Source organism: Stenotrophomonas sp. Steno-Z10-BAI, assembly GCF_056393115.1.
The window spans coordinates 63,493-83,398 of sequence record NZ_JBWJOZ010000004.1 but is presented as its reverse complement, the minus strand read 5'-3'; the positions used below and the strand labels follow the sequence as shown (position 1 = coordinate 83,398).

22 protein-coding genes are annotated in these 19,906 nt (G+C 67.2%); 13 read left to right on the top strand and 9 right to left on the bottom strand.

The genetic code is table 11. From position 1 onward, the window contains the following. Nucleotides 1-74 precede the first annotated feature (74 nt). On the top strand, nt 75-656 hold the full coding sequence (locus AC06E9_RS11445) for a superoxide dismutase (RefSeq protein WP_478049878.1): 582 nt from the start codon (nt 75-77) through the stop codon (nt 654-656). A 35-nt stretch (nt 657-691) separates the two neighbouring features. Here the strand turns inward: AC06E9_RS11445 and AC06E9_RS11440 are convergent, their stop codons facing one another. After that, entirely contained in the window at nt 692-1,840 is a 1,149-nt protein-coding gene (locus AC06E9_RS11440) for a 5-(carboxyamino)imidazole ribonucleotide synthase (RefSeq protein ID WP_478049879.1), read from the bottom strand. Next, a complete protein-coding gene (gene purE, locus AC06E9_RS11435) occupies nt 1,837-2,340 on the bottom strand; it encodes a 5-(carboxyamino)imidazole ribonucleotide mutase (RefSeq protein ID WP_019186188.1) in 504 nt (167 codons plus the stop codon). The genes AC06E9_RS11440 and purE overlap by 4 nt, the downstream gene beginning before the upstream one ends. Nucleotides 2,341-2,399: 59 nt before the next feature. Between purE and AC06E9_RS11430 the strand changes: the two genes are divergently transcribed. The 4 genes from AC06E9_RS11430 to AC06E9_RS11415 all read left to right on the top strand — a co-directional run bounded on the left by AC06E9_RS11430 (nt 2,400) and on the right by AC06E9_RS11415 (nt 5,162). Then, nucleotides 2,400-2,669 carry a Trm112 family protein gene (locus AC06E9_RS11430; RefSeq protein WP_019186189.1) on the top strand — a complete coding sequence of 90 codons (270 nt, stop codon included), beginning with the start codon at nt 2,400-2,402 and terminating at the stop codon, nt 2,667-2,669. Beyond that, entirely contained in the window at nt 2,666-3,526 is an 861-nt protein-coding gene (gene nadC / locus AC06E9_RS11425) for a carboxylating nicotinate-nucleotide diphosphorylase (RefSeq protein ID WP_478056067.1), read from the top strand. Before AC06E9_RS11430 ends, nadC begins: the two co-directional genes overlap by 4 nt. Nucleotides 3,527-3,593: 67 nt before the next feature. Beyond that, complete coding sequence (locus AC06E9_RS11420; RefSeq protein ID WP_478056066.1) at nt 3,594-4,721, top strand: DUF2272 domain-containing protein; 1,128 nt, start codon at nt 3,594-3,596, stop codon at nt 4,719-4,721. Nucleotides 4,722-4,805: 84 nt separating this feature from the next. Continuing rightward, nucleotides 4,806-5,162, top strand: a complete 357-nt coding sequence (locus AC06E9_RS11415) for a DUF3301 domain-containing protein (protein ID WP_019186192.1) — start codon at nt 4,806-4,808, stop codon at nt 5,160-5,162. A 34-nt stretch (nt 5,163-5,196) separates the two neighbouring features. Here AC06E9_RS11415 and AC06E9_RS11410 read toward each other — a convergent pair whose 3' ends face one another. From AC06E9_RS11410 to AC06E9_RS11385, 6 genes are all read right to left on the bottom strand, one after another. Next, nucleotides 5,197-5,640: a ClpXP protease specificity-enhancing factor gene (locus AC06E9_RS11410; protein WP_121041657.1), complete on the bottom strand. Its 444-nt coding sequence runs from the start codon at nt 5,638-5,640 to the stop codon at nt 5,197-5,199. Between the two features lie 152 nt (nt 5,641-5,792). Further along, a complete protein-coding gene (locus tag AC06E9_RS11405; protein ID WP_019186262.1) occupies nt 5,793-6,428 on the bottom strand; it encodes a glutathione S-transferase N-terminal domain-containing protein in 636 nt (211 codons plus the stop codon). A 160-nt stretch (nt 6,429-6,588) separates the two neighbouring features. Beyond that, a complete protein-coding gene (locus AC06E9_RS11400) occupies nt 6,589-7,290 on the bottom strand; it encodes a cytochrome c1 (RefSeq protein WP_428999463.1) in 702 nt (233 codons plus the stop codon). A 37-nt stretch (nt 7,291-7,327) separates the two neighbouring features. Continuing rightward, complete coding sequence (locus tag AC06E9_RS11395) at nt 7,328-8,587, bottom strand: cytochrome b (protein WP_121041653.1); 1,260 nt, start codon at nt 8,585-8,587, stop codon at nt 7,328-7,330. Between the two features lie 2 nt (nt 8,588-8,589). Continuing rightward, the gene (gene petA / locus AC06E9_RS11390; RefSeq protein WP_019186259.1) at nt 8,590-9,210 is read right to left on the bottom strand and encodes a ubiquinol-cytochrome c reductase iron-sulfur subunit; all 621 of its coding nucleotides are present in this window, start codon (nt 9,208-9,210) and stop codon (nt 8,590-8,592) included. A gap of 171 nt (nt 9,211-9,381) precedes the next feature. Next, nucleotides 9,382-10,353, bottom strand: coding sequence for a lytic transglycosylase domain-containing protein (locus tag AC06E9_RS11385; RefSeq protein WP_461770901.1), 972 nt, complete (start codon nt 10,351-10,353; stop codon nt 9,382-9,384). A gap of 119 nt (nt 10,354-10,472) precedes the next feature. On the opposite strand from AC06E9_RS11385, the gene miaB reads away from it, so the two are divergent. The 8 genes from miaB (at nt 10,473) to AC06E9_RS11345 (ending at nt 18,285) form a co-directional block, all read left to right on the top strand. Further along, nucleotides 10,473-11,936, top strand: a complete 1,464-nt coding sequence (miaB, locus tag AC06E9_RS11380) for a tRNA (N6-isopentenyl adenosine(37)-C2)-methylthiotransferase MiaB (RefSeq protein WP_282263519.1) — start codon at nt 10,473-10,475, stop codon at nt 11,934-11,936. A 237-nt stretch (nt 11,937-12,173) separates the two neighbouring features. Continuing rightward, nucleotides 12,174-13,160, top strand: coding sequence for a PhoH family protein (locus AC06E9_RS11375; protein ID WP_176989570.1), 987 nt, complete (start codon nt 12,174-12,176; stop codon nt 13,158-13,160). Then, on the top strand, nt 13,157-13,642 hold the full coding sequence (ybeY, locus tag AC06E9_RS11370) for an rRNA maturation RNase YbeY (RefSeq protein ID WP_121041647.1): 486 nt from the start codon (nt 13,157-13,159) through the stop codon (nt 13,640-13,642). Before AC06E9_RS11375 ends, ybeY begins: the two co-directional genes overlap by 4 nt. Nucleotides 13,643-13,697: 55 nt before the next feature. Next, nucleotides 13,698-14,384 carry a hypothetical protein gene (locus AC06E9_RS11365; RefSeq protein ID WP_147433897.1) on the top strand — a complete coding sequence of 229 codons (687 nt, stop codon included), beginning with the start codon at nt 13,698-13,700 and terminating at the stop codon, nt 14,382-14,384. Between the two features lie 81 nt (nt 14,385-14,465). Further along, on the top strand, nt 14,466-15,059 hold the full coding sequence (locus tag AC06E9_RS11360; protein ID WP_478049883.1) for a hypothetical protein: 594 nt from the start codon (nt 14,466-14,468) through the stop codon (nt 15,057-15,059). 65 nt (nt 15,060-15,124) lie between these two features. Further along, nucleotides 15,125-16,006 (top strand): HlyC/CorC family transporter, encoded by an 882-nt coding sequence (locus AC06E9_RS11355; protein ID WP_121041641.1) that lies wholly within the window; start codon nt 15,125-15,127, stop codon nt 16,004-16,006. An 8-nt stretch (nt 16,007-16,014) separates the two neighbouring features. Next, complete coding sequence (locus AC06E9_RS11350; RefSeq protein ID WP_461770899.1) at nt 16,015-17,271, top strand: lipoprotein N-acyltransferase Lnb domain-containing protein; 1,257 nt, start codon at nt 16,015-16,017, stop codon at nt 17,269-17,271. Between the two features lie 15 nt (nt 17,272-17,286). After that, complete coding sequence (locus AC06E9_RS11345; RefSeq protein ID WP_121041637.1) at nt 17,287-18,285, top strand: magnesium and cobalt transport protein CorA; 999 nt, start codon at nt 17,287-17,289, stop codon at nt 18,283-18,285. 191 nt (nt 18,286-18,476) lie between these two features. Here AC06E9_RS11345 and AC06E9_RS11340 read toward each other — a convergent pair whose 3' ends face one another. Beyond that, nucleotides 18,477-19,841, bottom strand: a complete 1,365-nt coding sequence (locus tag AC06E9_RS11340) for an NAD-dependent succinate-semialdehyde dehydrogenase (RefSeq protein WP_461770898.1) — start codon at nt 19,839-19,841, stop codon at nt 18,477-18,479. Between the last annotated feature and the right edge of the window lie 65 nt (nt 19,842-19,906).

Here is a 19,906-nt window from a genome sequence, read left to right as displayed (position 1 = left end):
GGCACCCTGCCATCGGCCACACTGATGACGATCCGCCATGGATCGGCGCTCTCCCTTCCCAATCTGTCGTGCCCATGCCCCTCGAATTGCCCCGCCTTCCCTACGACCGCGCCGCCCTTCAGCCTCACCTGTCGGCGGAGACACTGGACCTGCACCACGGGCGCCACTTCCGTGGCTACCTGGATACGGTGAACGCACGTATTGAAGGCACGGAGCTGGCCGAGCTGCCGCTGGAGGAGATCGTCCGCCAGAGCCAGGGCAGCCTGTTCGATGCCGCGGCACAGGCCTGGAACCACCAGTTCTATTTCCAGTGCCTGCACCCGCGCGCCGGTGGCGATCCGCAGGGCCGGCTGGGTGAACTGGTGACCCGTCATTTCGGGGATGCCAAGCGCCTGCGCGAGGCCTTCGACCGCGCCGCACTGCGCCTGTTCGGCTCGGGCTGGGTGTGGCTGGTGCAGCACCCCAATGGCGCACTGGCGATCCAGGCCACGCGCAATGCGGGCACGCCGCTGACGGGCGAAAGCACTCCGCTGCTGGCCTGCGATGTGTGGGAACACGCGTATTACACCGACTACCAGAATGAGCGCTCACGCTATCTGGAGGCGTTCTGGAAACTGGTGAACTGGGACTTCGTCACCGCGCAATTGCGCGATTGAGGCGGTGCCGGCCAACGGCCGGCACTACCCGATGCTCAACCGCGCAGGATCTCGATCACCGGCGCGACCTGCTCACCGCGATCGAGCTGCGCACCGACGCTTTCCAATGCACCGGCCAGCGCCGCCGCATCATCATCGCGCAGCGTGGCATGGCCGACCTTGCGGCCGTCCCGCGCCTGCTTACCGTAATCGTGCCAATGGCCGCTGGCCTGGCCGAGCACGGCCGCGGCACCGGGCATCTGGCCGATCCAGTTGAGCATGCAGGCATGGCCCAGCATGCGCGTGTCGCCCAGCGGGAGGCCAAGCACGGCACGCAGATGGTTCTCGAACTGCGAAGTCTCGCTGCCTTCGATGGTCCAGTGGCCGGAGTTGTGCACGCGCGGCGCCATCTCGTTGGCCAGCAGTTCATCGCCGCGGCAGAACAGTTCGAGCGCGAACACGCCAACATAGTCCAGGCGCTCGGCCAGCGTACGTGCGTAGCCGATGGCCGCCTCGTACTGGGCCGCCGGCAGCTGCGCCGGGGCCAGACTGGCCGAGAGCACGCCATTGACGTGCCAGTTGCCGGTGATCGGCCAGGCGCGGAACTCGCCATCCTGCCCGCGGACCGCCACCACGCTGACCTCGCGATCAAAGGCGACGAAGCCTTCCAGAATCAGGCCGGTCTTTTCGACGTAGCTGCCGAGGGTTTCCCATGCCGCGTCGATGTCGGCCGCGCTGCGAATCCGGAACTGGCCCTTGCCGTCATAGCCCAGCCGGCGGGTCTTGACGATGCAGGGCATGCCGAACTCGGCGACCTTGGCCGCCAGTTCATCGCGGCTGCGGATATCGGCGAAGGCCGGCAGCGGGATGCCCAGCGACTGGAACAGGGTCTTCTCGCTGAGCCGATCCTGGGCCACGGCCAGCGCATCCGGATTGGGATACACCGGCACGCGCTCGGCCAGGAACGTGGCGCTGCGCGCCGGCACGTTCTCGAAATCGAAGGTCACCACGTCCACGCGGGCGGCGAACGCAGCCAGGGCCGCCTCATCCTCGAACGCGGCCACCTGCAGCGGGGCCACCTGGGCACCACAGGCATCGGCGGCCGGGTCGAACAGCTCGAAGCGCAGCCCCATCGGCGCACCAGCCAGCACCATCATGCGGGCGAGCTGACCGCCGCCCAGAATGCCAACGGTCCTGGACGTCATTGACGCGGATCGTCGTGGGCCATGACGTCTTCGGTCTGGCGGGCGCGGAAGGCCTCGAGCGCTTCACCGATCGCCGGCTGGTCCGAGGCCAGCATGGCGGCTGCGAACAACGCCGCGTTGGAGGCGCCGGCGTTGCCGATGGCGAAGGTGGCGACCGGGATACCGGCCGGCATCTGCACGATCGAGAGCAGCGAATCCATGCCGTTCAGCGCCTTGGACTGCACCGGCACGCCCAGCACCGGCACGGCGGTCTTGGCGGCGATCATGCCCGGCAGGTGCGCGGCCCCGCCGGCACCGGCGATGATCGCGCGCAGGCCACGCTGGCCCGCCTGCTCGGCGTAGGTGAACAGCACGTCCGGCGTGCGATGCGCCGAGACCACTTTCACTTCATAGGGAACGCCCAGCGAATCCAGCTTCTGGGCGGCGTGCTGCATGGTTTCCCAATCCGAGCGGGATCCCATGACGATGCCGACGAGCGGCGCGGTTTGGTTGAGGGTCATTGGCCGTCACCTGCCTTAAAGACGTATTCTAGCCGTCTTCCACGCAAGACGAAGAATCCATGGATCGCAAGCTGCTCGACCTCCTGTGCTCGCCCGATACGCGCCAGCCCCTGTCCCTGCTCGACGCCACCGGTCTGGACGCGCTCAACCGCGCGATCGGCAGCGGTGCCGTGCTCAAGGCCGATGGCAGCCCGCAGGCGCAGACGCTGCGCGAGGCCCTGCTGACCCGTGACCGCAAGCAGGTGTTCCGCGTGGACGACGGCATCCCGGTGCTGCTGGCCGAAGAGGCCATCGCCACCGCCCAGATCGCCGATTTTCCGGAAAAATGAGCCACCTCCCCGTGCCGGCCCCCGAGGCCGCCCTGGTGGCCGCCGATGTGGCCCGTGCACTGGCCGAGGACATCGGCAGCGGTGATGTCACCGCCGCCCTGCTCCCCGACCGCCCCGACAGCGCCTACCTGCTGTGCAAGCAGGACGCGGTGATCGCCGGCCGCCCGTGGTTCGATGCGACCCACCGGGCGCTCGATCCAGAGGTCCGGATCGAGTGGCGCGTGGCCGAGGGCGACCGCGTCGCCGCCGGCACCGTACTGGCACTGCTGCAGGGCCGCAACCGCAGCCTGGTGAGTGCCGAGCGGACCTCGTTGAACTTCCTGCAGACGCTGTCCGGCACGGCGACCACCACCGCGCACTACGTCGCGGCGGTGGCCGGTACCGGCGCGCGGATCCTGGACACCCGCAAGACCCTGCCCGGGCTGCGCGTTGCGCAGAAATACGCGGTCCGCTGCGGTGGCGGCGACAACCATCGCCTGGGCCTGTTCGACACGGTGATGCTCAAGGAAAACCACATCCGTGCGGCCGGCTCACTGACCGCAGCGGTGCTGGCGGCGCGTGCGCAATGGCCGGCGTTGCCGCTGGTGGTCGAGGTGGAAGACCTGGACCAGCTGCGCGAGGCGCTGGCGGTGGGCTGCACCCGCATCCTCATCGACGATTTCGACGCCGCCACGCGGCGCGAGGCCGTGCGCATCGCGGCCGGGCGGATTCCGCTGGAGGTGTCCGGCAGTGTCGGCCTGGACGGCCTGCGCGCGATCGCCGAGGACGGCGTGGACTGCATCTCCATCGGCGGACTGACCAAGCATGTGCAGGCAATCGACCTGTCATTGAAACTGGGCCCGCCCCCACAGGGCTGATGCCGCTTTCACGGTATGGGCAGATGCGGTCTGCGAGGCTGCGTCTGCCCCCACCTGGAATGCACGCATGCGCTGCCTGCCGCTTCTCGCCTGCCTGTCTCCCCTGTTCGCGCTGCTGCCGCTGCAGGCGTCCGCCGCCGAGGTCTGCGATGTACCCCCGCGGTTCGGGCTGAGCCCGCTGGCCGTGGCCATCGTGCAGACCGCCTGCAACGAACATCGCCTCTGGTACCGGCCCTTCATCGACCGCGATGGCCGCGCGGCCAGCCTCAGCGTGACCGAAGCCGAGGACGTCCACCTGGCCGACAACGGCCTTGTCGCGTGGCAGCGGGTGGTCGGCTACTGGCGGCAGAGCGGCACGTTGTCGCCGATGGGCAGCCAGCCCGGCGCATCGAGCTGCATGGCCCCACCGGGCACGCGCTACACCGATAGCGACTGCCGTGCGTTCCTGGTGGACAACCCGTGGTCGGCCGCCTTCATTTCCTGGGTGATGACCCGCGCCTCGGTGCCCGGCTTCACCCGCTCGCCCCGCCACATCGACTACATCCGCGCGGCCTACCAGAACAGCGGGCCATACCGGATGACCGACCCGGCGCAGGAGAAACCCGCGCCCGGCGACCTGCTGTGCTACCTGCGCGACCGCCGCGAGACCCTGAGCTACAGCGGGCTGGTGCAGTCGCTGGGCAGCGGCGCGGTCTCGCACTGGAAATCGCACTGCGAAGTGGTGATCGCGGCCAACATGGGCGGCGACCGCACGCTGTATCTGATCGGCGGCAACGTCATGAACACCGTGGCGTTGCGCAAACTGTCGCTGGACCGCAGCGGCCGGATCGAGCTGCCGCCCGCGAAGACCAGTGCAGGCGATGGGGTGGATCTGGGCTGTACGCCGGGCCGCGAAGAGGAATGCAGCTTCAATCGCCAGGACTGGGCCGCACTGCTGAAACTGGTGGCCACCGCGCCGGCGGCGGTGCCGATGGGAACTCCGGACCCGGCGCCCCTGCCCGCTCCCGGCGTGACGGCACCGCCGATGGCGGCCCCGGCTTCCCAGGCACCGATGCGCGCGCCCACCGTGGTGCCGCCCCGTCCGCCGGTCCCGAGCGCGAACCCGGTTCCGGCCCCGCCGGCGAGCCCGACTCGGACGCCGACACCCACACCGACACCGATACCCGTCCCGCCACCGCCACCGCGCACGCCCTGATCGCGATCGCGCGGATGGCTTGATCCGCGCCGCATTCGTCGCCATCTTGGAGGGACCGACCTCCCTGACCGCGCCGAGTCACCGATGCCCAGTTTGATCCTGTTGATGATTGCCGGCGCGTTTGCCTACGCCTTCTGGAATTCTTCGCGTGCCGCCGCCGAACGTGCTGGCGTGCTTGGGCGCAATGCCTGCCGCGCTGCCGATGTGCAGTGGCTGGACCAGAGCGTGCACGCCACCGGCCTGCGCGTATGCCGAAAGGACAACGGCTGGCTGGGCTGGGAGCGCACCTTCAAGTTCGAGTACTCGCACGATGGCGTGGACCGCCACAGCGGGCGCATGGTGCTGCGCGGTGATCAGCTGATCACGTTCGTGGGGCCATCGGCGGCACGGATCAGCGAGATCCGGCGCGATATCGATACGCGCGATGCCGAGGACGTCTGATGAAATGGCCGCCTTGCGGCGGCCATGGTGGATCTTATTTGACCACCCGCAGATGCGGGCGACCGCTGGGCTTGGGCGGTGCGTCGTCCGGCGGGGTCGGTGAATCGTCCGGCGGCAGCTCATCGTCCGGACCCGGCTCATGGCCCGGGATGTCATCCGGCAGCGCCATGCCCTGCCCCGTCTCGCGGGCATAGACGGCCAGCACGGCCGAGATCGGCACCTGCACCGGGTAGCTGGTGCCGGAGAAGCGGGCCGAGAAGCTGACGCTGTCATTGTCGATATGCAGGCGCACCACGGCGCGCTCGGCGATGTTCAGCACGACGCGGCCATCCTTGACCGCGCTCTGCGGCACCTGCACGCCAGGCAGGCCGGCGTCGACCAGGATATGCGGCGTCAGGTCGTTGTCATTGATCCATTCCACCAAGGCCCGCAACAGGTACGGGCGGTGGCTGGTCATGCGAAAAGTGTCTTCAGTCATGTGGTAGAGCCGAGCCGTGCTCGGCTGCTCTTGATCCGGATTGCCTGATGCAAGTGTACGCGCCCGCCTACCCGCAGGTCAGCCATGGCGCGTACCGGCACCGCGATTTCGTTCAGTACACGGGTGTGCCGCATGCGGCACACGTACCCCGATCAGACCGGCAGATCGCGCAGTTTCTTTTCCTGGTCGGTCAGGCTGCGGATGAAGCCGGGGTGCCGGAAAATGCGGTTGCCATAGTCTTCGATCGACTTGCCATCCTTCGGCAGCGGCACGTCCAGTGCCTGCAGCCGCCAGATGATCGGTGCCATCGCGCAGTCGGCCAGGCTCATTTCCGGGTTGAGGAAGAACTTGCTGGCCTTGAACAACGGCACCGCGCTGGTCAGCAGTTCCTTCAAGCGTTTGCGCCCGGCCTCGGCCTGGGTCTTGTTGCCCAGCTGGATGGCCTGCACCTGTGGCACCCAGTCGTGTTCGATGCGCAACATCGCCAGGCGGATGCGGGCCCGCGAGAGCGGATCGACCGGCATCAGCGGCGGGTGCGGATAGCGCTCGTCCAGGTATTCGCTGACCACTGACGCCGCGTACAGCACCAGCTCGCGTTCCACCAGGGTGGGCACGGAGTGGTACGGATTGAGATCGATGAGATCTTCGGGCGGGTTCTGCGGGTCGACCGGCACGGAGTCATAAGTGACGCCCTTGGCCGCCAGTACCAGCCGCACGCGATGGCACAGCACATCGTCGTTCGAGGAAAACAGCGTCAGGGTATTCCGCATGCGTACGCTCGCCGCCATCAAAGGCTCTCCAACGTCCGGTAACCGCCGGTCGTATCGGCGCCGCCAGCCCATTGCCAACGGTCGTCACAGTACCCGAGTGTGCAACCGCACATCACAAAAGCCAATAGGTCGATCGTCCCACGGCAGGAACGATCGACACGGGAAGGCGCCCGGCCGCTCAGTGGACGTCCTTCCAGTATTCCTTCTTGAGCAGATAGGCCAGGAAGGTCAGCAGCGCCAGGAACAGGATCACCCACACGCCCAGCTTCTGGCGTTTGAGGGCCGCCGGCTCGCCGGCATACTCCAGGAAGTTGGTGATATCGCGCACCACCTGATCGTACTGCCCGGCATCGATGTTGCCCGGCTGTTCGATCTTCAGCCCAACCACCGGTGCATCCAGCCCGGGGCCCTCGGCCTTGCCGTGCACCGCATGCTGCAGCCCCTGCATTTCCCACAGGGGGTTGGGCATGGAGGCGTTGGGGAACACGGTGTTGTTCCAGCCCAGCGGCCGCGTGGGATCCAGGTAGAACGATTTGAGGTAGGTGTAGACCCAGTCGCTGCCCCGCACGCGCGAGATCAGGCTCAGGTCCGGCGGCATCTTGCCGAACCACTTCTCGGCCTGCGCCTTGGGCATCGTCACCGGAATCGGCTCACCCACCGGGGTGCCGGTGAAGTTGAGGTTGTTCATGACCTCTTCTTCGCTCAGCCCGAGATCGGCGGCCATGCGCGAGTAGCGCAGGTATTTCAGCGCGTGGCAGCCGGAGCAGTAGTTCATGTAAAGCTGTGCGCCGCGTTGCAGCGAGGCACGATCGCTCAGGTCATTGCCTGCCTGCAGGGTCTTGGCGCCCTCGGCGGCATCGGCCACCGCGACACCGAGCATCAGCGCCGCCGCGCAGGCCAGCCGGACAATCCAGTGGTCAGTCATGCGTGGTCACCCGGTCCGGTACCGGCTTGGTCCTGTCCAGCTTGGTCCATAGCGGCATGGTGATGAAGAAGGCGAAATACAGGAAGGTCAGCACGCGCCCGATGTAGGTCTCGTGCGCATCCGTACCCGGGCCGGAGCCGATCACGCCCAGCCACACGAAGCACACCGCGAACATGCCCAGCAGGCCGCGCGAGAGCAGGCCGCGGTAGCGGTAGGACTTCACCCGCGCGCGGTCCAGCCACGGCACCAGGAACAGGATGGCGATCGCCGAGAACATCACGATCACACCACCGAGCTTGTTGGGCACCACGCGCAACATCGCGTAATACGGGGTGTAGTACCAGACCGGCTTGATGTGCTCGGGCGTCACCAGGCGGTTGGCCTCGGTGAAGTTGTCGTGCTCCAGGAACAACCCGCCGAAGGCCGGGGCGAAGAAGATGATGAAGGCGGCGATGATCAGCAGGAAGCCGGCGCCGACCGCATCCTTGAGCGTGTAGTAAGGATGGAAGGGAATGCCATCGGTAGGCGCGATGGCCGACCAGCGGTTGCCCTTCGGGCCCTTCTTGATCTCCACGCCGTCCGGGTTGTTGGAGCCCACTTCATGCAGCGCGCCCAGATGCAGCACCACCAGCAGCAACAGCACCAGCGGCAGTGCGATCACGTGCAGGGCGAAGAAGCGGTTGAGGGTGGCGTCGCTGGGCAGGTAGTCGCCCATGATCCATTCGGTCAGGCCGGTGCCGATCACCGGGATCGCGCCGAACAGCGAGATGATCACCTTCGCGCCCCAGAACGACATCTGGCCCCACGGCAGCACGTAGCCCATGAAGGCCTCGGCCATCAGCACCAGGTAGATCAGCATGCCGAGGATCCAGACCAGTTCGCGCGGCTTCTGGTAACTGCCATAGAGCAGGCCGCGGAACATGTGCAGGTAGACCACGATGAAGAACAGCGAGGCACCGGTGGAGTGCATGTAGCGGATCAGCCAGCCCCACTCCACGTCCCGCATGATGTATTCGATGGAAGCGAACGCTTCGGCCGCGTTCGTCTTGTAGTGCATCGTCAGGAAGATGCCGGTGACGATCTGGTTGACCAGGATCAGCAGCGCCAGCGAACCGAAGTAGTACCAGATGTTGAAGTTCTTCGGCGCGTAATACTCGCTGACATGCTTGCGGTAGACCGGCATCAGGCCCGGCGCGCGGGCGTTGACCCAGTCGGCCAGTCCGGTGGCGGTGCGGGAAAGGATATTGGCCATGATCAAGCCGCCCCCTGCGGATCAACGCCGATGATGATGGTGTTGTCGTCCTGGTAATGGTGCGGCGGCACCAGCAGGTTGATCGGTGCCGGAACATCCTTGAACACGCGACCGGACATATCGAAACGCGACTTGTGGCAGGGGCAGAAGTAGCCGCCCTTCCACTGCGGGTCGTAGGGCTCGGGGCGGATCTCGGCGACCATTTCCGGCGAACAGCCCAGATGGGTGCACAGCCCGACCAGCACCGAGACCTCGGCCTTGATCGAGCGGAACTCGGGATTCTGCTTGAGCACGTACTCGGGCTGCTGCTCTTTCTCGCCCGACTCGGGATCCTTCAGGCGGCCGTCCAGCCCGTGCAGCGCGTCGAGGATGGCCTTGGAGCGCTTGACGATCCAGATCGGCTGTCCACGCCACTCCATGACCAGACGCTGGCCTTCCTGGAGCGCACTGATGTCGGCAATCACCGGGGCACCGGCCAGTTTGGCGCGGGCGCTGGGATTCCAGGACTTGATGAACGGTACCGCTGCAAATCCGACGCCGACCGCTCCGACCACCGCAGTGGTTGCTGAGAGAAACCGCCGACGTCCAGTGTTGACTGGATCGTTTACCCCATCGTTGGCCATCCGGCACTCCGATATTGATTTAGGTAGCTTGAGGCTGCCAGCAGACCGGTGGGGGCCAGTCCACATTGAATCAGCCGCGAGTGTAGCTGAACCGAAGTCGGCCACACAACGCGGTACTACGGAACGACATTACCCCGACAGTACGGCATCAGGTACCACCGGCGCCATGGGTTATTGCTGGGTGGCGACCGCACTTCGATAGCGGTCGGCCAATACGGCCACCCGCTTCACGTAATACTGGGTCTCGCTGTAAGGGGGCACGCCGCCATGACGGGCTACCGCGCCCTCGCCCGCGTTGTAGCCCGCGGCGGCGAGGGTCAGGTCGCCATTGAAGCGTTTGAGCAGCCAGGACAGGTACTGCACGCCGCCGCGGATGTTCTGCGAAGCATCATAGGAATCACTGACCCCGAAGCGACGCGCGGTGGGCGGCATCAGCTGCATCAGGCCCTGCGCGCCGGCCCGGCTCAGCGCCAGTGGGTTGTAGGCGGACTCGGCATGGATGATCGCGCGCACGATCGCTTCTTCCACCCCGAACTCCCGGGCGGCCGCGGCGATCTCGCTCTGATAGGCCGTGGTGTTGAGGCGGACCGAGCCGAAGTTGACCGAGGGGTTCGCGCCACAGGCATAGCAGCGTTCGATGAAGGTGTAATGGATGGTGCGGACCTGCCCGAGGCTGGCCATCTGGGCCGGACGTGCGCTGGTGTAATGGCGCACGCCGTCCTTCATATACGAATAGAGCTGACCGCTGCGGACCTGCCCAGCCTTGCCGGCTGCGGGGGCCCGGGTGGGCGGCGCGGTCAGCACGGTGGCCGGAGCCGGAGCCGGAACCGGAGCGGGCGTGATCGCGGTGGCGACCGTGGCGGTATCGGCCCGGACCGGCGCGGCGGTGCCCCCCGCTGCAGGTGTGGCGCTGGCGATCTGGGCGACCGGGGTCGGCGCGGGCGGCGCAGTCGGGGCCCGGCGGGGCGCGCTGCGGTCGGGCCGGTAGCTGCTGATCACGCTGCAGCTGGCCCCGCCCACGCGCTTGCTCACATAGCTGGGAATGCCGTCGGCACCAACACACTTGTACAGGTTGCCCGCACTGGCCGGCATAGCGGTCAGCGCAGCCAAGGCCAGCGCAGCGATCCCCAACATCCCCTTCATGAGCGGGAGTGTCCCCAATTCGCCGGGGATTGCCAAGGGGGGCGCCCGACCCGGCTACAATGGCCTGCTCACCGCAGCCATCCGGCTGCCTGCCCGCCCACCCGACTGGAATAAGCGCCATGACCGGGACGCCAGCTTCGACCGCACCGACTTCGGCCGGTTCTGCCTTGCCTGCCTCTGCTCCGCCCAGCTCCGCCCCCCGCCCCGATCTGCTCCCCCTGCCCGGCGCCACGCCGCAGGTGACCGGTCCGGTGCGCGGCAAGCTGTACATCAAGACCCACGGTTGCCAGATGAACGAGTACGACTCGACCAAGATGGCCGCCGTGCTCGCCGCCTCGGAAGGGCTGGAACTCACCGACGACCCGGCCGAGGCCGACGTGTTGTTGATGAACACCTGCTCGATCCGCGAGAAGGCCCAGGAGAAGGTGTTCAGCCAGCTGGGTTACTGGAAGGCACTGAAGAACAACGGCCGTGGCGTGATCATCGGGGTCGGCGGCTGCGTGGCTTCGCAGGAAGGCGAGGCGATCATCAAGCGCGCGCCACACGTGGACCTGGTGTTCGGCCCGCAGACCCTGCACCGCCTGCCGGAGCTGATCCGCCAGCGCCGTGAATCGGGCAAATCGCAGGTGGACATCAGTTTCCCGGAGATCGAGAAGTTCGATGCCCTGCCCGAGCCGCGTGCCGAGGGTGCCTCCGCGTTCGTCTCGATCATGGAAGGTTGCTCGAAGTACTGCTCGTTCTGCGTGGTGCCCTATACCCGCGGCACCGAGGTCAGCCGCCCGTTCGAGGACGTGGTGGTGGAAGTGGCGCAGCTGGCCGCGCAGGGTGTGCTGGAGATCAACCTGCTCGGCCAGAACGTCAACGCCTACCGCGGCCCGTATGGCGACGGCGAGTTCGCCGACCTGGGCCTGCTGATCCGCACCATCGCCGAGATCGACGGCGTCGGCCGGATCCGCTTCACCACCTCGCACCCGCTGGAGTTCAGCGATTCGCTGATCGATGCCTACCGTGATGTGCCGCAGCTGGCCAACTTCCTGCACCTGCCCGTGCAGGCCGGCAGCGACCGCGTGCTCTCGGCGATGAAGCGTGGCTACACCGCGCTGGAGTTCAAGTCCAAAATCCGCAAGCTGCGCGCGGTGCGTCCGGACATCTCGATCAGCTCGGATTTCATCGTCGGTTTCCCCGGCGAGACCGATGCGGAGTTCGAAAAGACCATGAAGCTGATCGAGGACGTGGGCTTCGACCAGAGCTTCTCCTTCATCTACTCGCGCCGCCCGGGCACGCCCGCCGCCGATCTGGAAGACACCACCCCCGATGCGGAAAAGCACGCGCGCCTGTCGCGCCTGCAGGCCCGGATCAACGAGCAGGCTGCAGCCATCTCGGAAAAGATGGTCGGCACCGTGCAGACCGTGCTGGTGGAGGGTCCGTCCAAGCGCAACCCGAACGAGTTGACCGGCAAGAGCGAGAACATGCGCTCGGTGAATTTCCCGGGGCACCCACGCCTGATTGGCCAGTTCGTGGATGTGGTGATCACCGAGGCGTACAGCAACTCGCTGCGCGCGCGGATGGTGACGGCAGACTGAGCTCAATGGCCGGACCGCGGTCCGGCCATCGTTGACGCTTTTTTGACCACGCAATCGAACCCGTTGCCGCAGTAGGGCTGGCGCCACCTATCCACAGGTTGCTGCACCGGCATTGCACAGCCCCTGTGGAAAACCACTTTCCGCCGGTGCTGTAGCGGCAGCCCCACACCCGCGCTACCCTGTTCTCCCTTTCCCTGCTTGCGGCCCGGTCGGCTGGACCGGCGGCCGCCGGACGCAATGACCGCACTCGCACAACGCGACTTCACCCTCACCCCGGAAGACAACGAGCGCCTGGCCAACATGGCCGGTCCGTTCGATGAACATCTCCGCCAGGTGGAACTCAAACTCGGCGTGGAAATCGCCAACCGTGGCCACGTGTTCCGCGTGACCGGCCCAAAGGCCGTGGTGGCCGATGCGCAGGCCCTGATCGAAGCGCTGTACGCCGAAGCCGGCGACGTGGTGTTCGACAGCCATGCCATCCACCTGCGGCTGAACCAGGCCAACGTGGAGCATGTGGTCGAGCGCGCCTACGAGGCCCAGGACGTGGCGATCAAGGTCAAGCGCGGCACCGTGCGCGGCCGCGGCGCCAACCAGGCCCGCTACCTGCACCAGATCACCACGCATGACATCAACTTCGGCATCGGCCCGGCCGGCACCGGCAAGACCTTCCTGGCCGTGGCCAGCGCGGTGGAAGCGCTCAATGAAGCGCGCGTGCAGCGCCTGATCCTGGTCCGCCCGGCGGTGGAAGCCGGCGAGAAGCTGGGCTTCCTGCCCGGCGACCTGAGCCAGAAAGTGGACCCGTATCTGCGGCCGCTCTACGACGCGCTGTACGAAATGCTCGGCGTGGAGAAAGTGCTCAAGCTGCTGGAGAAGAACGTCATCGAGATCGCGCCGCTGGCCTACATGCGCGGCCGCACGCTCAACGATGCGTACGTGATCCTGGACGAAGCGCAGAACACCACGGTCGAGCAGATGAAGATGTTCCTGACCCGCCTGGGCTTCGGCTCCACGGCCGTGGTGACCGGCGACCTCACCCAGACCGATCTGCCCAAGCACGTGAAGTCCGGCCTGCGCGATGCGATCGATGTGCTGCGTGATGTCGAGGGCGTGAGCTTCACCTTCTTCGAAGCGCGCGACGTGGTCCGTCACCCGCTGGTGGCCCGCATCGTCAGCGCCTACGACCGCCGCGATCTGCAGCAGGTCCAACCCGGAGCGACCCCATGACCCGTGGTCCCGTGCGACTGGACGTCGCCATCAGCTACGCCCTGCCCCGGGCTGGCCTGCCCTCGGCGGTGAGCTTCCGCAAGTGGGTGGCCGCCGCACTGAAGGGCCGCATCCGCGAGGCCGACCTGGCGATCCGTCTGGTCGATGCCAAGGAAGGGCAGTCCTTGAACCGGCACTACCGCGGCAAGGATTACGCGACCAACGTGCTCAGCTTCCCGGCCGAACTGCCGGAGGGCCTGCCCAAGGGCGTGAAATTCCCACTGCTCGGCGATCTGGTGATCTGCGCCCCGGTGGTCGCGCGCGAGGCCGACGAGCAGGGCAAGGCGCTCAACGCCCACTACGCGCACCTGACCGTGCACGGCGTGCTGCATCTGCTCGGCTGGGACCATGAGGACGAGAAAGAAGCCGACGCCATGGAACAGCTCGAGCGGGACATCCTGGCCGAGCTGGGCATTGCCGATCCGTATGCCGGCGAACGCTGAGCGTCCCCTGCGTTGCGTGCACTGATTGCTCAACCATACAAGGATGTATGCCGCCATGCTGGTTCCTGATCGTCGCTCTGTACTGGGCCCCGTGCTGCTCGCACTGTCGTGGGTGGGATTGCTGTACGCCGCGATCGGTGCCCCCGGGCTCGCCGCGCTGACGCCGGCCGGCCGTGACCCGGGCGCGCTGCAGCTGGGCATGCTTGCGCTGTCGGCGGTGATCGCCGTGCTGTCGTTGGCGCCCGCGCGAAGCTGGTGGGCGGCGCGGCAGCGACGCGCCCCCTTGTCCGCCGCATGGGCCGGACGTCTGGCCGGCCTGGCTGCCGGCGTGTTCGTGCTGGGCACGCTGACCTGCGTGGTGGCGGGCCTGATCCTGCCGCATCTGCTGGCCGGTGCTGACGAAGCGACCCTCAGCGCCGCCGGCCTGAGCGTGGTGATCTGGTCGGGGCTGGCGGCCGCGCTGGTGGCGCCGCTGGGCTGGCGCACGCTGTATCGCTGGTCACGTCGCGACGGCGCCTCCCCGGCGCAGTCATCGACCTTCCACGCGCGGCCGGTGCAGGTCGCGCTCCTGTTCGTCCTTGCCGCTGCATTCGCCCTGGTGTTCGGGCGCGCGCTACTGTCGGCCACCGCCGACGGGCCGGGCGCGCTGCATCTGGCTGCCGCGGCCCTGGTGCTGTGGGCGGCGGGAATCGCGGTGGTCACCTTCTCCGCCACCCTGCGCTGGCTGTTCCGCCGTCGTTGACGCCTGCCACCGCCGGCCGGTGCCGGCTATGATCGTCGCCGCGTCCGTGCGCTGCACGCCTTAGTTGATGGACCTGTTCCGATGATCCCGTTCCGATGTGCCTGCCTGGGCCTGCTCGCCCTGCTGCCCACCCCGGCCTTCGCCGAGGCGGCGCCGCTGGACCTGCCCTCCTTGATTGAATGCCGCAAGAGCGTGAGCGATTACGATGCCGTCGCCCCGGTCGTGGCCGACCCGCTCAAGGCGGTCGCCAACGGCCTGCAGCCGCTGCCGCAGACCAACCAGTTCATGACCGAATTCCGCCTGGCCGCCCCGATCACGGTGTTCGGCGAGCGTGCCGAGTACATCACGGTGGCCGGCGCCAGCATCATGGCGATCCTGGACCTGGCTGACCCACGCCCGCTGGCCAAGCGCCTGGCCCTGGAGGACGGTGTGGATACCCCGGCGAAGTTCATGGCCGGGCGCGAGCTGGTCAGCCGCGACGTCACCGACCCGCGTACCGGCGAGGCCCTGATCGAATCGGTGATCCTGAGCCTGTCCACGGTCAAATCCCACCCCGGCAAGACCTTGGCCGGCTGTACCTACAGCCTGGACCTGCCACCGGAGGAAGACACCCCACCGGCGGGCGCCGCCCCGGCCCCCTTGCCGGGCGTGAATCCGCCCTCGGCCGGGCGCTGACAGGCGCCCGCATCCTGATAGACTAAATCCAACGCCCGGCACGCCGGGTGCCTTTTTTTCCAGAGATGTCTGAAGACGACAGTAGTAGCTCCACCCAGGAGCACAATGAAAAGAAGCGCAGCTGGCTCGAACGCCTGACCGCTGCCTTCTCCGGCGAACCCCACACCCGCGACGAGCTGGTGGCGGTACTGCACACCGCGCACGAAGACGGCCTGATCGCCGCCGACACGCTGCGGATGATGGAAGGCGCCATTTCGGTGGCCGAGCTCACCGTCGGCGACGTGATGATCTCGCGCTCGCAGATGGTCTCCCTGCCGGTCGAAGCCCCCTTCCTTGACCTGATGAAGCAGGTGGTCGAATCCGGCCATTCGCGCTTCCCGGTGCACGGCGACAACAAGGACGACATCCTCGGCATCCTGCTGGCCAAGGACCTGCTGCGCGGCGTGGTGGCCGACAACGGGCCGGCCAACATCCGTGAGCTGCTGCGCCCGGCGGTGCTGATCCCCGAGGCCAAGAAGCTCAACGTGCTGCTCAAGGAGTTCCGGCTCTCGCGCAACCACATGGCCATCGTGGTCGATGAGTACGGCGGTGTCGCCGGGCTGGTCACCATCGAGGACGTGCTGGAACAGATCGTCGGCGAGATCGACGATGAGCACGACGAGGCCGAGGACCACACCTCGCAGATCGCGATCCAGGCCGACGGCCAGTACGTGGTCGATGCATTGACCGCGATCGAGGATTTCAACGAGCGCTTCGGTGCCACGTTCCCCGACGATGATTACGACACCATCGGTGGCCTGGTCACCGAGGCGATCGGGCACCTGCCTGAAACCGGCGACGAACTCACCCTGGACCGCTTCGTGTTCCGGGTGGCGCGTGCCGATGCCCGCCGTGTGCAGGCGTTCCATGTGACCGTGCTGCCGCCCGACACCCACAACGAGGATTGACCCACGCCATGCGGCCCCCTTTGAATCGGTGGTCGCCGTGCCGCCTGTTGTTCGTGTTGTCGCTGCTTGCGATGGCCAGCCTGCCCTTCGGGGCGATGGCCGCGCAGGATGCCGCCCCGGCCACTTCCGCCGAGGCGCCTGCCGCCGAGGCGCCACGCATCGGCGTGGTCACCATGCAGCCGGGCGAAATCTTCTTTGAACGCTTTGGACATGACGCACTGGTCGTAGTCGATCCGGTCACCGGCGACGCCACCTCGTACAACTTCGGTTACTTCGACCCGAGCGAGTCCGATTTCATCGGCAACTTCGTGCGCGGCGACATGATGTACTACCTGGTCGCGCTGCCGCTTGGGCAGGACCTGTCGTACTACCAGGAGAGCGGCCGCGGTGCGAGCGTGCAGTGGCTGGATCTGACGCCTGCGCAGGCGCGTACCCTGGCCGCGTCGCTGGCCGAGCGGGCCAAGCCCGAGAACGCGCGTTACCACTACGATTACTACACCGCCAACTGCGCCACCATGGTCCGCGATGCGATCGACGGCGCGTTGGGCGGCGGGCTGCATTCGCAGCTGTCCGGGCGCTCGCGCGGCAACACCTACCGCAGTGAATCGGTGCGCCTGGCTTCGCCGTCGCCGTGGATGTGGCTGGGCTTCGATATCGGCCTGGGCCCGTTCGCCGACCAGCCGCTGTCGCGCTGGCAGGAAGCCTTCGTGCCGATGCGCTTGGCCGATGCGCTGCGCCAGGTGCGCAACAGCGAAGGTCGCCCGCTGGTGCAGGCCGAGCAGGAACTGCTGCCGCACCGGATCGCCCCGGAGCCGACCGAGTCCCCGCGCAGCTGGTGGCCGTGGCTGCTGTGCGGCCTGATCGCCGCTGCGGGTGTGGTTGCACTGCGCCGCCGGCGCCGCCTGCTTGGCGGCCTGGCGCTGCCGTTCTGGCTGTTCTGCGGGATCGGCGGCGCGCTGCTGACCTACCTGTGGGGCTTCAGTGCGCACCAGGCCGCCTGGGCCAACCGCAACCTGCTGCAGCTCTCGCCGCTGTGCCTGCTGCTCGTTCCCGCTGCGATCACCCTGCTGCGCGGCCGCGCGCCGCGCGCGTGGTTCCGGCTCGTGCTGTGGGCGGTCGCCGGCGTGTCGCTGCTCGGCCTGGTGCTGCATTGGCTGACCTTGCAGGCGCAGTACAACCTGCAGTGGATCGTGCTGTTGCTGCCCATCCACGTGGCGCTGGCGTGGGTGCTGGGCCGCCGTGACCTGCCCGTCACGGGCCGCTGACGCACGATGCCCGCCATGGATACCGTCACACCTGAAAACCCCGCCTGCGTCATCAACTGCGTTCACTACGATGACCAGGGCAAGCGCCACGACATCGGCCTGGATGCGATCAGCGATGTGATCGCCAGCGACAACGGCTTCGTGTGGGTGGGGCTGTACGAACCCGACGACAGCGTGCTGCTGAAACTGCAGGAAGAATTCGGCCTGCACTCGCTGGCCATCGAAGACGCCCGCAATGCGCATCAGCGGCCCAAGGTGGAGGCCTACGGCAATTCGCTGTTCGTGGTGGTGACCACCGCGCAGATGGTGGACGAGCGGATCCGCTATGGCGAGACCCACGCCTTCCTCGGGCCACGCTTCCTGGTCACGGTGCGCCATGGCGCGTCGCTGTCCTATGCCGCCCCGCGCGCCCGCGTGGAGCGCGAGCCGGAGCTGCTGCGCACGATGGGCCCGTCGTACTGCCTGTATGCGGTGCTGGATTTCGTGGTCGACAACTACCTGCCGATCACCCAGCGCTACCGCGACACGCTGGAGCTGCTGGAGAAGGACATCTTCTCCGACAACTACAAGCGCCAGACCGTGGTGCGGCTGTACGAGCTCAAGCGCGAGCTCAACAAGATGCGCATGGCCGTCGCACCGCTGCAGGACATGCTCTCGCAGATCAAGCGCTACCAGGGCGAGCTGGTGCCGGACGAAGTGAAGCTGTACCTGCGCGATGTGCATGACCACGCCGTGCGGATCAGTGATGTGATCGACACCCTGCGCGAAATGCTGGGTACCGCGCTGAGCGTCAACCTGTCGCTGGTGACGCTGGCGCAGGGCGAGACGGTCAAGCGCCTGGGCGCCTGGGCGGCGCTGCTGGCCGCCCCGACCTTGATCACCAGCTGGTATGGCATGAACTTCACGAACATGCCCGAGCTGGACAAGCCGTGGGCTTACCCGGCGATGATCATCGGCGTCGGTGCGGTGTGCGTGGGGCTGTACCGCTTGTTCAAGCGCGCGCGCTGGTTGTAGGTGTAGGTAGGCGACCGTTGGTCGCTACGGTGGTGACCGTTGCTGGCTACGGCGGGCGACGGCTGGCCACGACGGCGGGTAGGCCGGCCGCTGGCCGGCTCCTCCGGTGGCATGACCCTCATCTGATGTTCGCGGCCGTCCGGGGCATGGGCGTGAGCCGGCCAGCGGCCGGCACTACCCGGTTCATGGCATCAGGCCACGTAAACGGTCTTGATGTTCATGAACTCATGGATGCCATGTTCGGCGAGTTCACGGCCGAAGCCGGAGCGTTTGCTGCCGCCGAAGGGGAGGCGTACGTCGCTCTTGACGATGGCGTTGACGAAGGCGGCACCGCATTCCAGCTGCTGGGCGATGGCTTCGCCGCGCGCCGCATCGGTGGTCCACACGCTGCCGCCCAGGCCGAAGGTGGTGTCGTTGGCCACGCGCAGTGCTTCGGCGTCATCGCTGACGCGCAGGATCGCGGCGGCCGGGCCGAACAGTTCTTCGTCATAGGCCGGCATGCCGGGCGTCACGTTGTCCAGGATGGTGGCCGGGTAGCCCGCATGCGAGCCGGCTACCGGCTCACCGCCGAGCAGCAGCGTGGCGCCCTTGGCGATGCTGTCCTGCACCTGCTTGTGCAGCTCGTCGCGCAGGTCCGCGCGCGCCATCGGCGCGAGCGTGGTCTTCTCGTCCTGCGGATCGCCGTAGACACGCTTGCCGGCGGCGGCGACGAACTTCTCCACGAACGCATCGGCGATCGCATCGACCACGATGAAGCGCTTGGCCGCGATGCAGGTCTGGCCACTGTTGTCGAAGCGCGACTTCACCGCTGCGGCCACCGTCTTGTCCAGATCGGCATCGTCCAGCACCACGAAGGCATCGCTGCCGCCCAGCTCCATCACGCACTTTTTGAGCTGGTCACCGGCATTGGCCGCAATCGACCGCCCGGCGCGCTCGCTGCCGGTCAGCGTGACCGCCTTGACCCGCTTGTCGCGCAGCACCTCGGCGGCCTGGTCGTTGTCGATATGCAGCACATCGAACACGCCCTCGGGGAGCCCACCATCGCGGCACACCGCCAGGATCAGGTCGGCGCATTGCGGCACGTTGCTGGCGTGCTTGAGCAGCGCCACATTGCCGGCCATGAACGCCGGCGCAAGGAAACGGAATACCTGCCAGATCGGGAAGTTCCACGGCATCACCGCGAACACACAGCCGATCGGCTCGTAGCGCACGTAGCTGCGCTGGGCCTCGGTATCGATCAGCTGCGGCTTGAGGTAGTCGGCCGCGTGATCGGCGTAGAACTCGCAGGCCTCGGCGCATTTGTCGATCTCACCCAGCGCTTCCCCCTTGAGCTTGCCCATCTCGGTGGTCATCGCCTGCTGGATGTCCCCCTTGCGCTGGCGCAGCTGGGCCGCGATGGCGCGCAGGATCGCCCCGCGCTCCTGCAGCGAACGCGCTGACCAGGCCGGGAACGCCTCGGCGGCCGCGGCCAGGCGCTGCTCGACCTCCGTGGCGGTGAGCAGTTCATGGCGATACGTGACCTGGCCGGTCGCGGGATTGATGATGTCAGCGGTCATCGCGGGTCTCCAAAAGTCAGACCCGTAGTGTGCGCCCGGCCCCGTGATCCGGATGTTGCCGGATC

What these genes read in the sequence shown, in the direction of transcription:
- AC06E9_RS11445 (WP_478049878.1), top strand. Translation starts at nt 75, where the DNA reads ATGCCCCTCGAATTGCCCCGCCTTCCCTACGACCGCGCCGCCCTTCAG.
- AC06E9_RS11440 (WP_478049879.1), bottom strand. Translation starts at nt 1,840, where the DNA reads ATGACGTCCAGGACCGTTGGCATTCTGGGCGGCGGTCAGCTCGCCCGC.
- purE (WP_019186188.1), bottom strand. Translation starts at nt 2,340, where the DNA reads ATGACCCTCAACCAAACCGCGCCGCTCGTCGGCATCGTCATGGGATCC.
- AC06E9_RS11430 (WP_019186189.1), top strand. Translation starts at nt 2,400, where the DNA reads ATGGATCGCAAGCTGCTCGACCTCCTGTGCTCGCCCGATACGCGCCAG.
- nadC (WP_478056067.1), top strand. Translation starts at nt 2,666, where the DNA reads ATGAGCCACCTCCCCGTGCCGGCCCCCGAGGCCGCCCTGGTGGCCGCC.
- AC06E9_RS11420 (WP_478056066.1), top strand. Translation starts at nt 3,594, where the DNA reads ATGCGCTGCCTGCCGCTTCTCGCCTGCCTGTCTCCCCTGTTCGCGCTG.
- AC06E9_RS11415 (WP_019186192.1), top strand. Translation starts at nt 4,806, where the DNA reads ATGCCCAGTTTGATCCTGTTGATGATTGCCGGCGCGTTTGCCTACGCC.
- AC06E9_RS11410 (WP_121041657.1), bottom strand. Translation starts at nt 5,640, where the DNA reads ATGACTGAAGACACTTTTCGCATGACCAGCCACCGCCCGTACCTGTTG.
- AC06E9_RS11405 (WP_019186262.1), bottom strand. Translation starts at nt 6,428, where the DNA reads ATGGCGGCGAGCGTACGCATGCGGAATACCCTGACGCTGTTTTCCTCG.
- AC06E9_RS11400 (WP_428999463.1), bottom strand. Translation starts at nt 7,290, where the DNA reads ATGCTCGGTGTCGCGGTGGCCGATGCCGCCGAGGGCGCCAAGACCCTG.
- AC06E9_RS11395 (WP_121041653.1), bottom strand. Translation starts at nt 8,587, where the DNA reads ATGGCCAATATCCTTTCCCGCACCGCCACCGGACTGGCCGACTGGGTC.
- petA (WP_019186259.1), bottom strand. Translation starts at nt 9,210, where the DNA reads ATGGCCAACGATGGGGTAAACGATCCAGTCAACACTGGACGTCGGCGG.
- AC06E9_RS11385 (WP_461770901.1), bottom strand. Translation starts at nt 10,353, where the DNA reads ATGAAGGGGATGTTGGGGATCGCTGCGCTGGCCTTGGCTGCGCTGACC.
- miaB (WP_282263519.1), top strand. Translation starts at nt 10,473, where the DNA reads ATGACCGGGACGCCAGCTTCGACCGCACCGACTTCGGCCGGTTCTGCC.
- AC06E9_RS11375 (WP_176989570.1), top strand. Translation starts at nt 12,174, where the DNA reads ATGACCGCACTCGCACAACGCGACTTCACCCTCACCCCGGAAGACAAC.
- ybeY (WP_121041647.1), top strand. Translation starts at nt 13,157, where the DNA reads ATGACCCGTGGTCCCGTGCGACTGGACGTCGCCATCAGCTACGCCCTG.
- AC06E9_RS11365 (WP_147433897.1), top strand. Translation starts at nt 13,698, where the DNA reads ATGCTGGTTCCTGATCGTCGCTCTGTACTGGGCCCCGTGCTGCTCGCA.
- AC06E9_RS11360 (WP_478049883.1), top strand. Translation starts at nt 14,466, where the DNA reads ATGATCCCGTTCCGATGTGCCTGCCTGGGCCTGCTCGCCCTGCTGCCC.
- AC06E9_RS11355 (WP_121041641.1), top strand. Translation starts at nt 15,125, where the DNA reads ATGTCTGAAGACGACAGTAGTAGCTCCACCCAGGAGCACAATGAAAAG.
- AC06E9_RS11350 (WP_461770899.1), top strand. Translation starts at nt 16,015, where the DNA reads ATGCGGCCCCCTTTGAATCGGTGGTCGCCGTGCCGCCTGTTGTTCGTG.
- AC06E9_RS11345 (WP_121041637.1), top strand. Translation starts at nt 17,287, where the DNA reads ATGGATACCGTCACACCTGAAAACCCCGCCTGCGTCATCAACTGCGTT.
- AC06E9_RS11340 (WP_461770898.1), bottom strand. Translation starts at nt 19,841, where the DNA reads ATGACCGCTGACATCATCAATCCCGCGACCGGCCAGGTCACGTATCGC.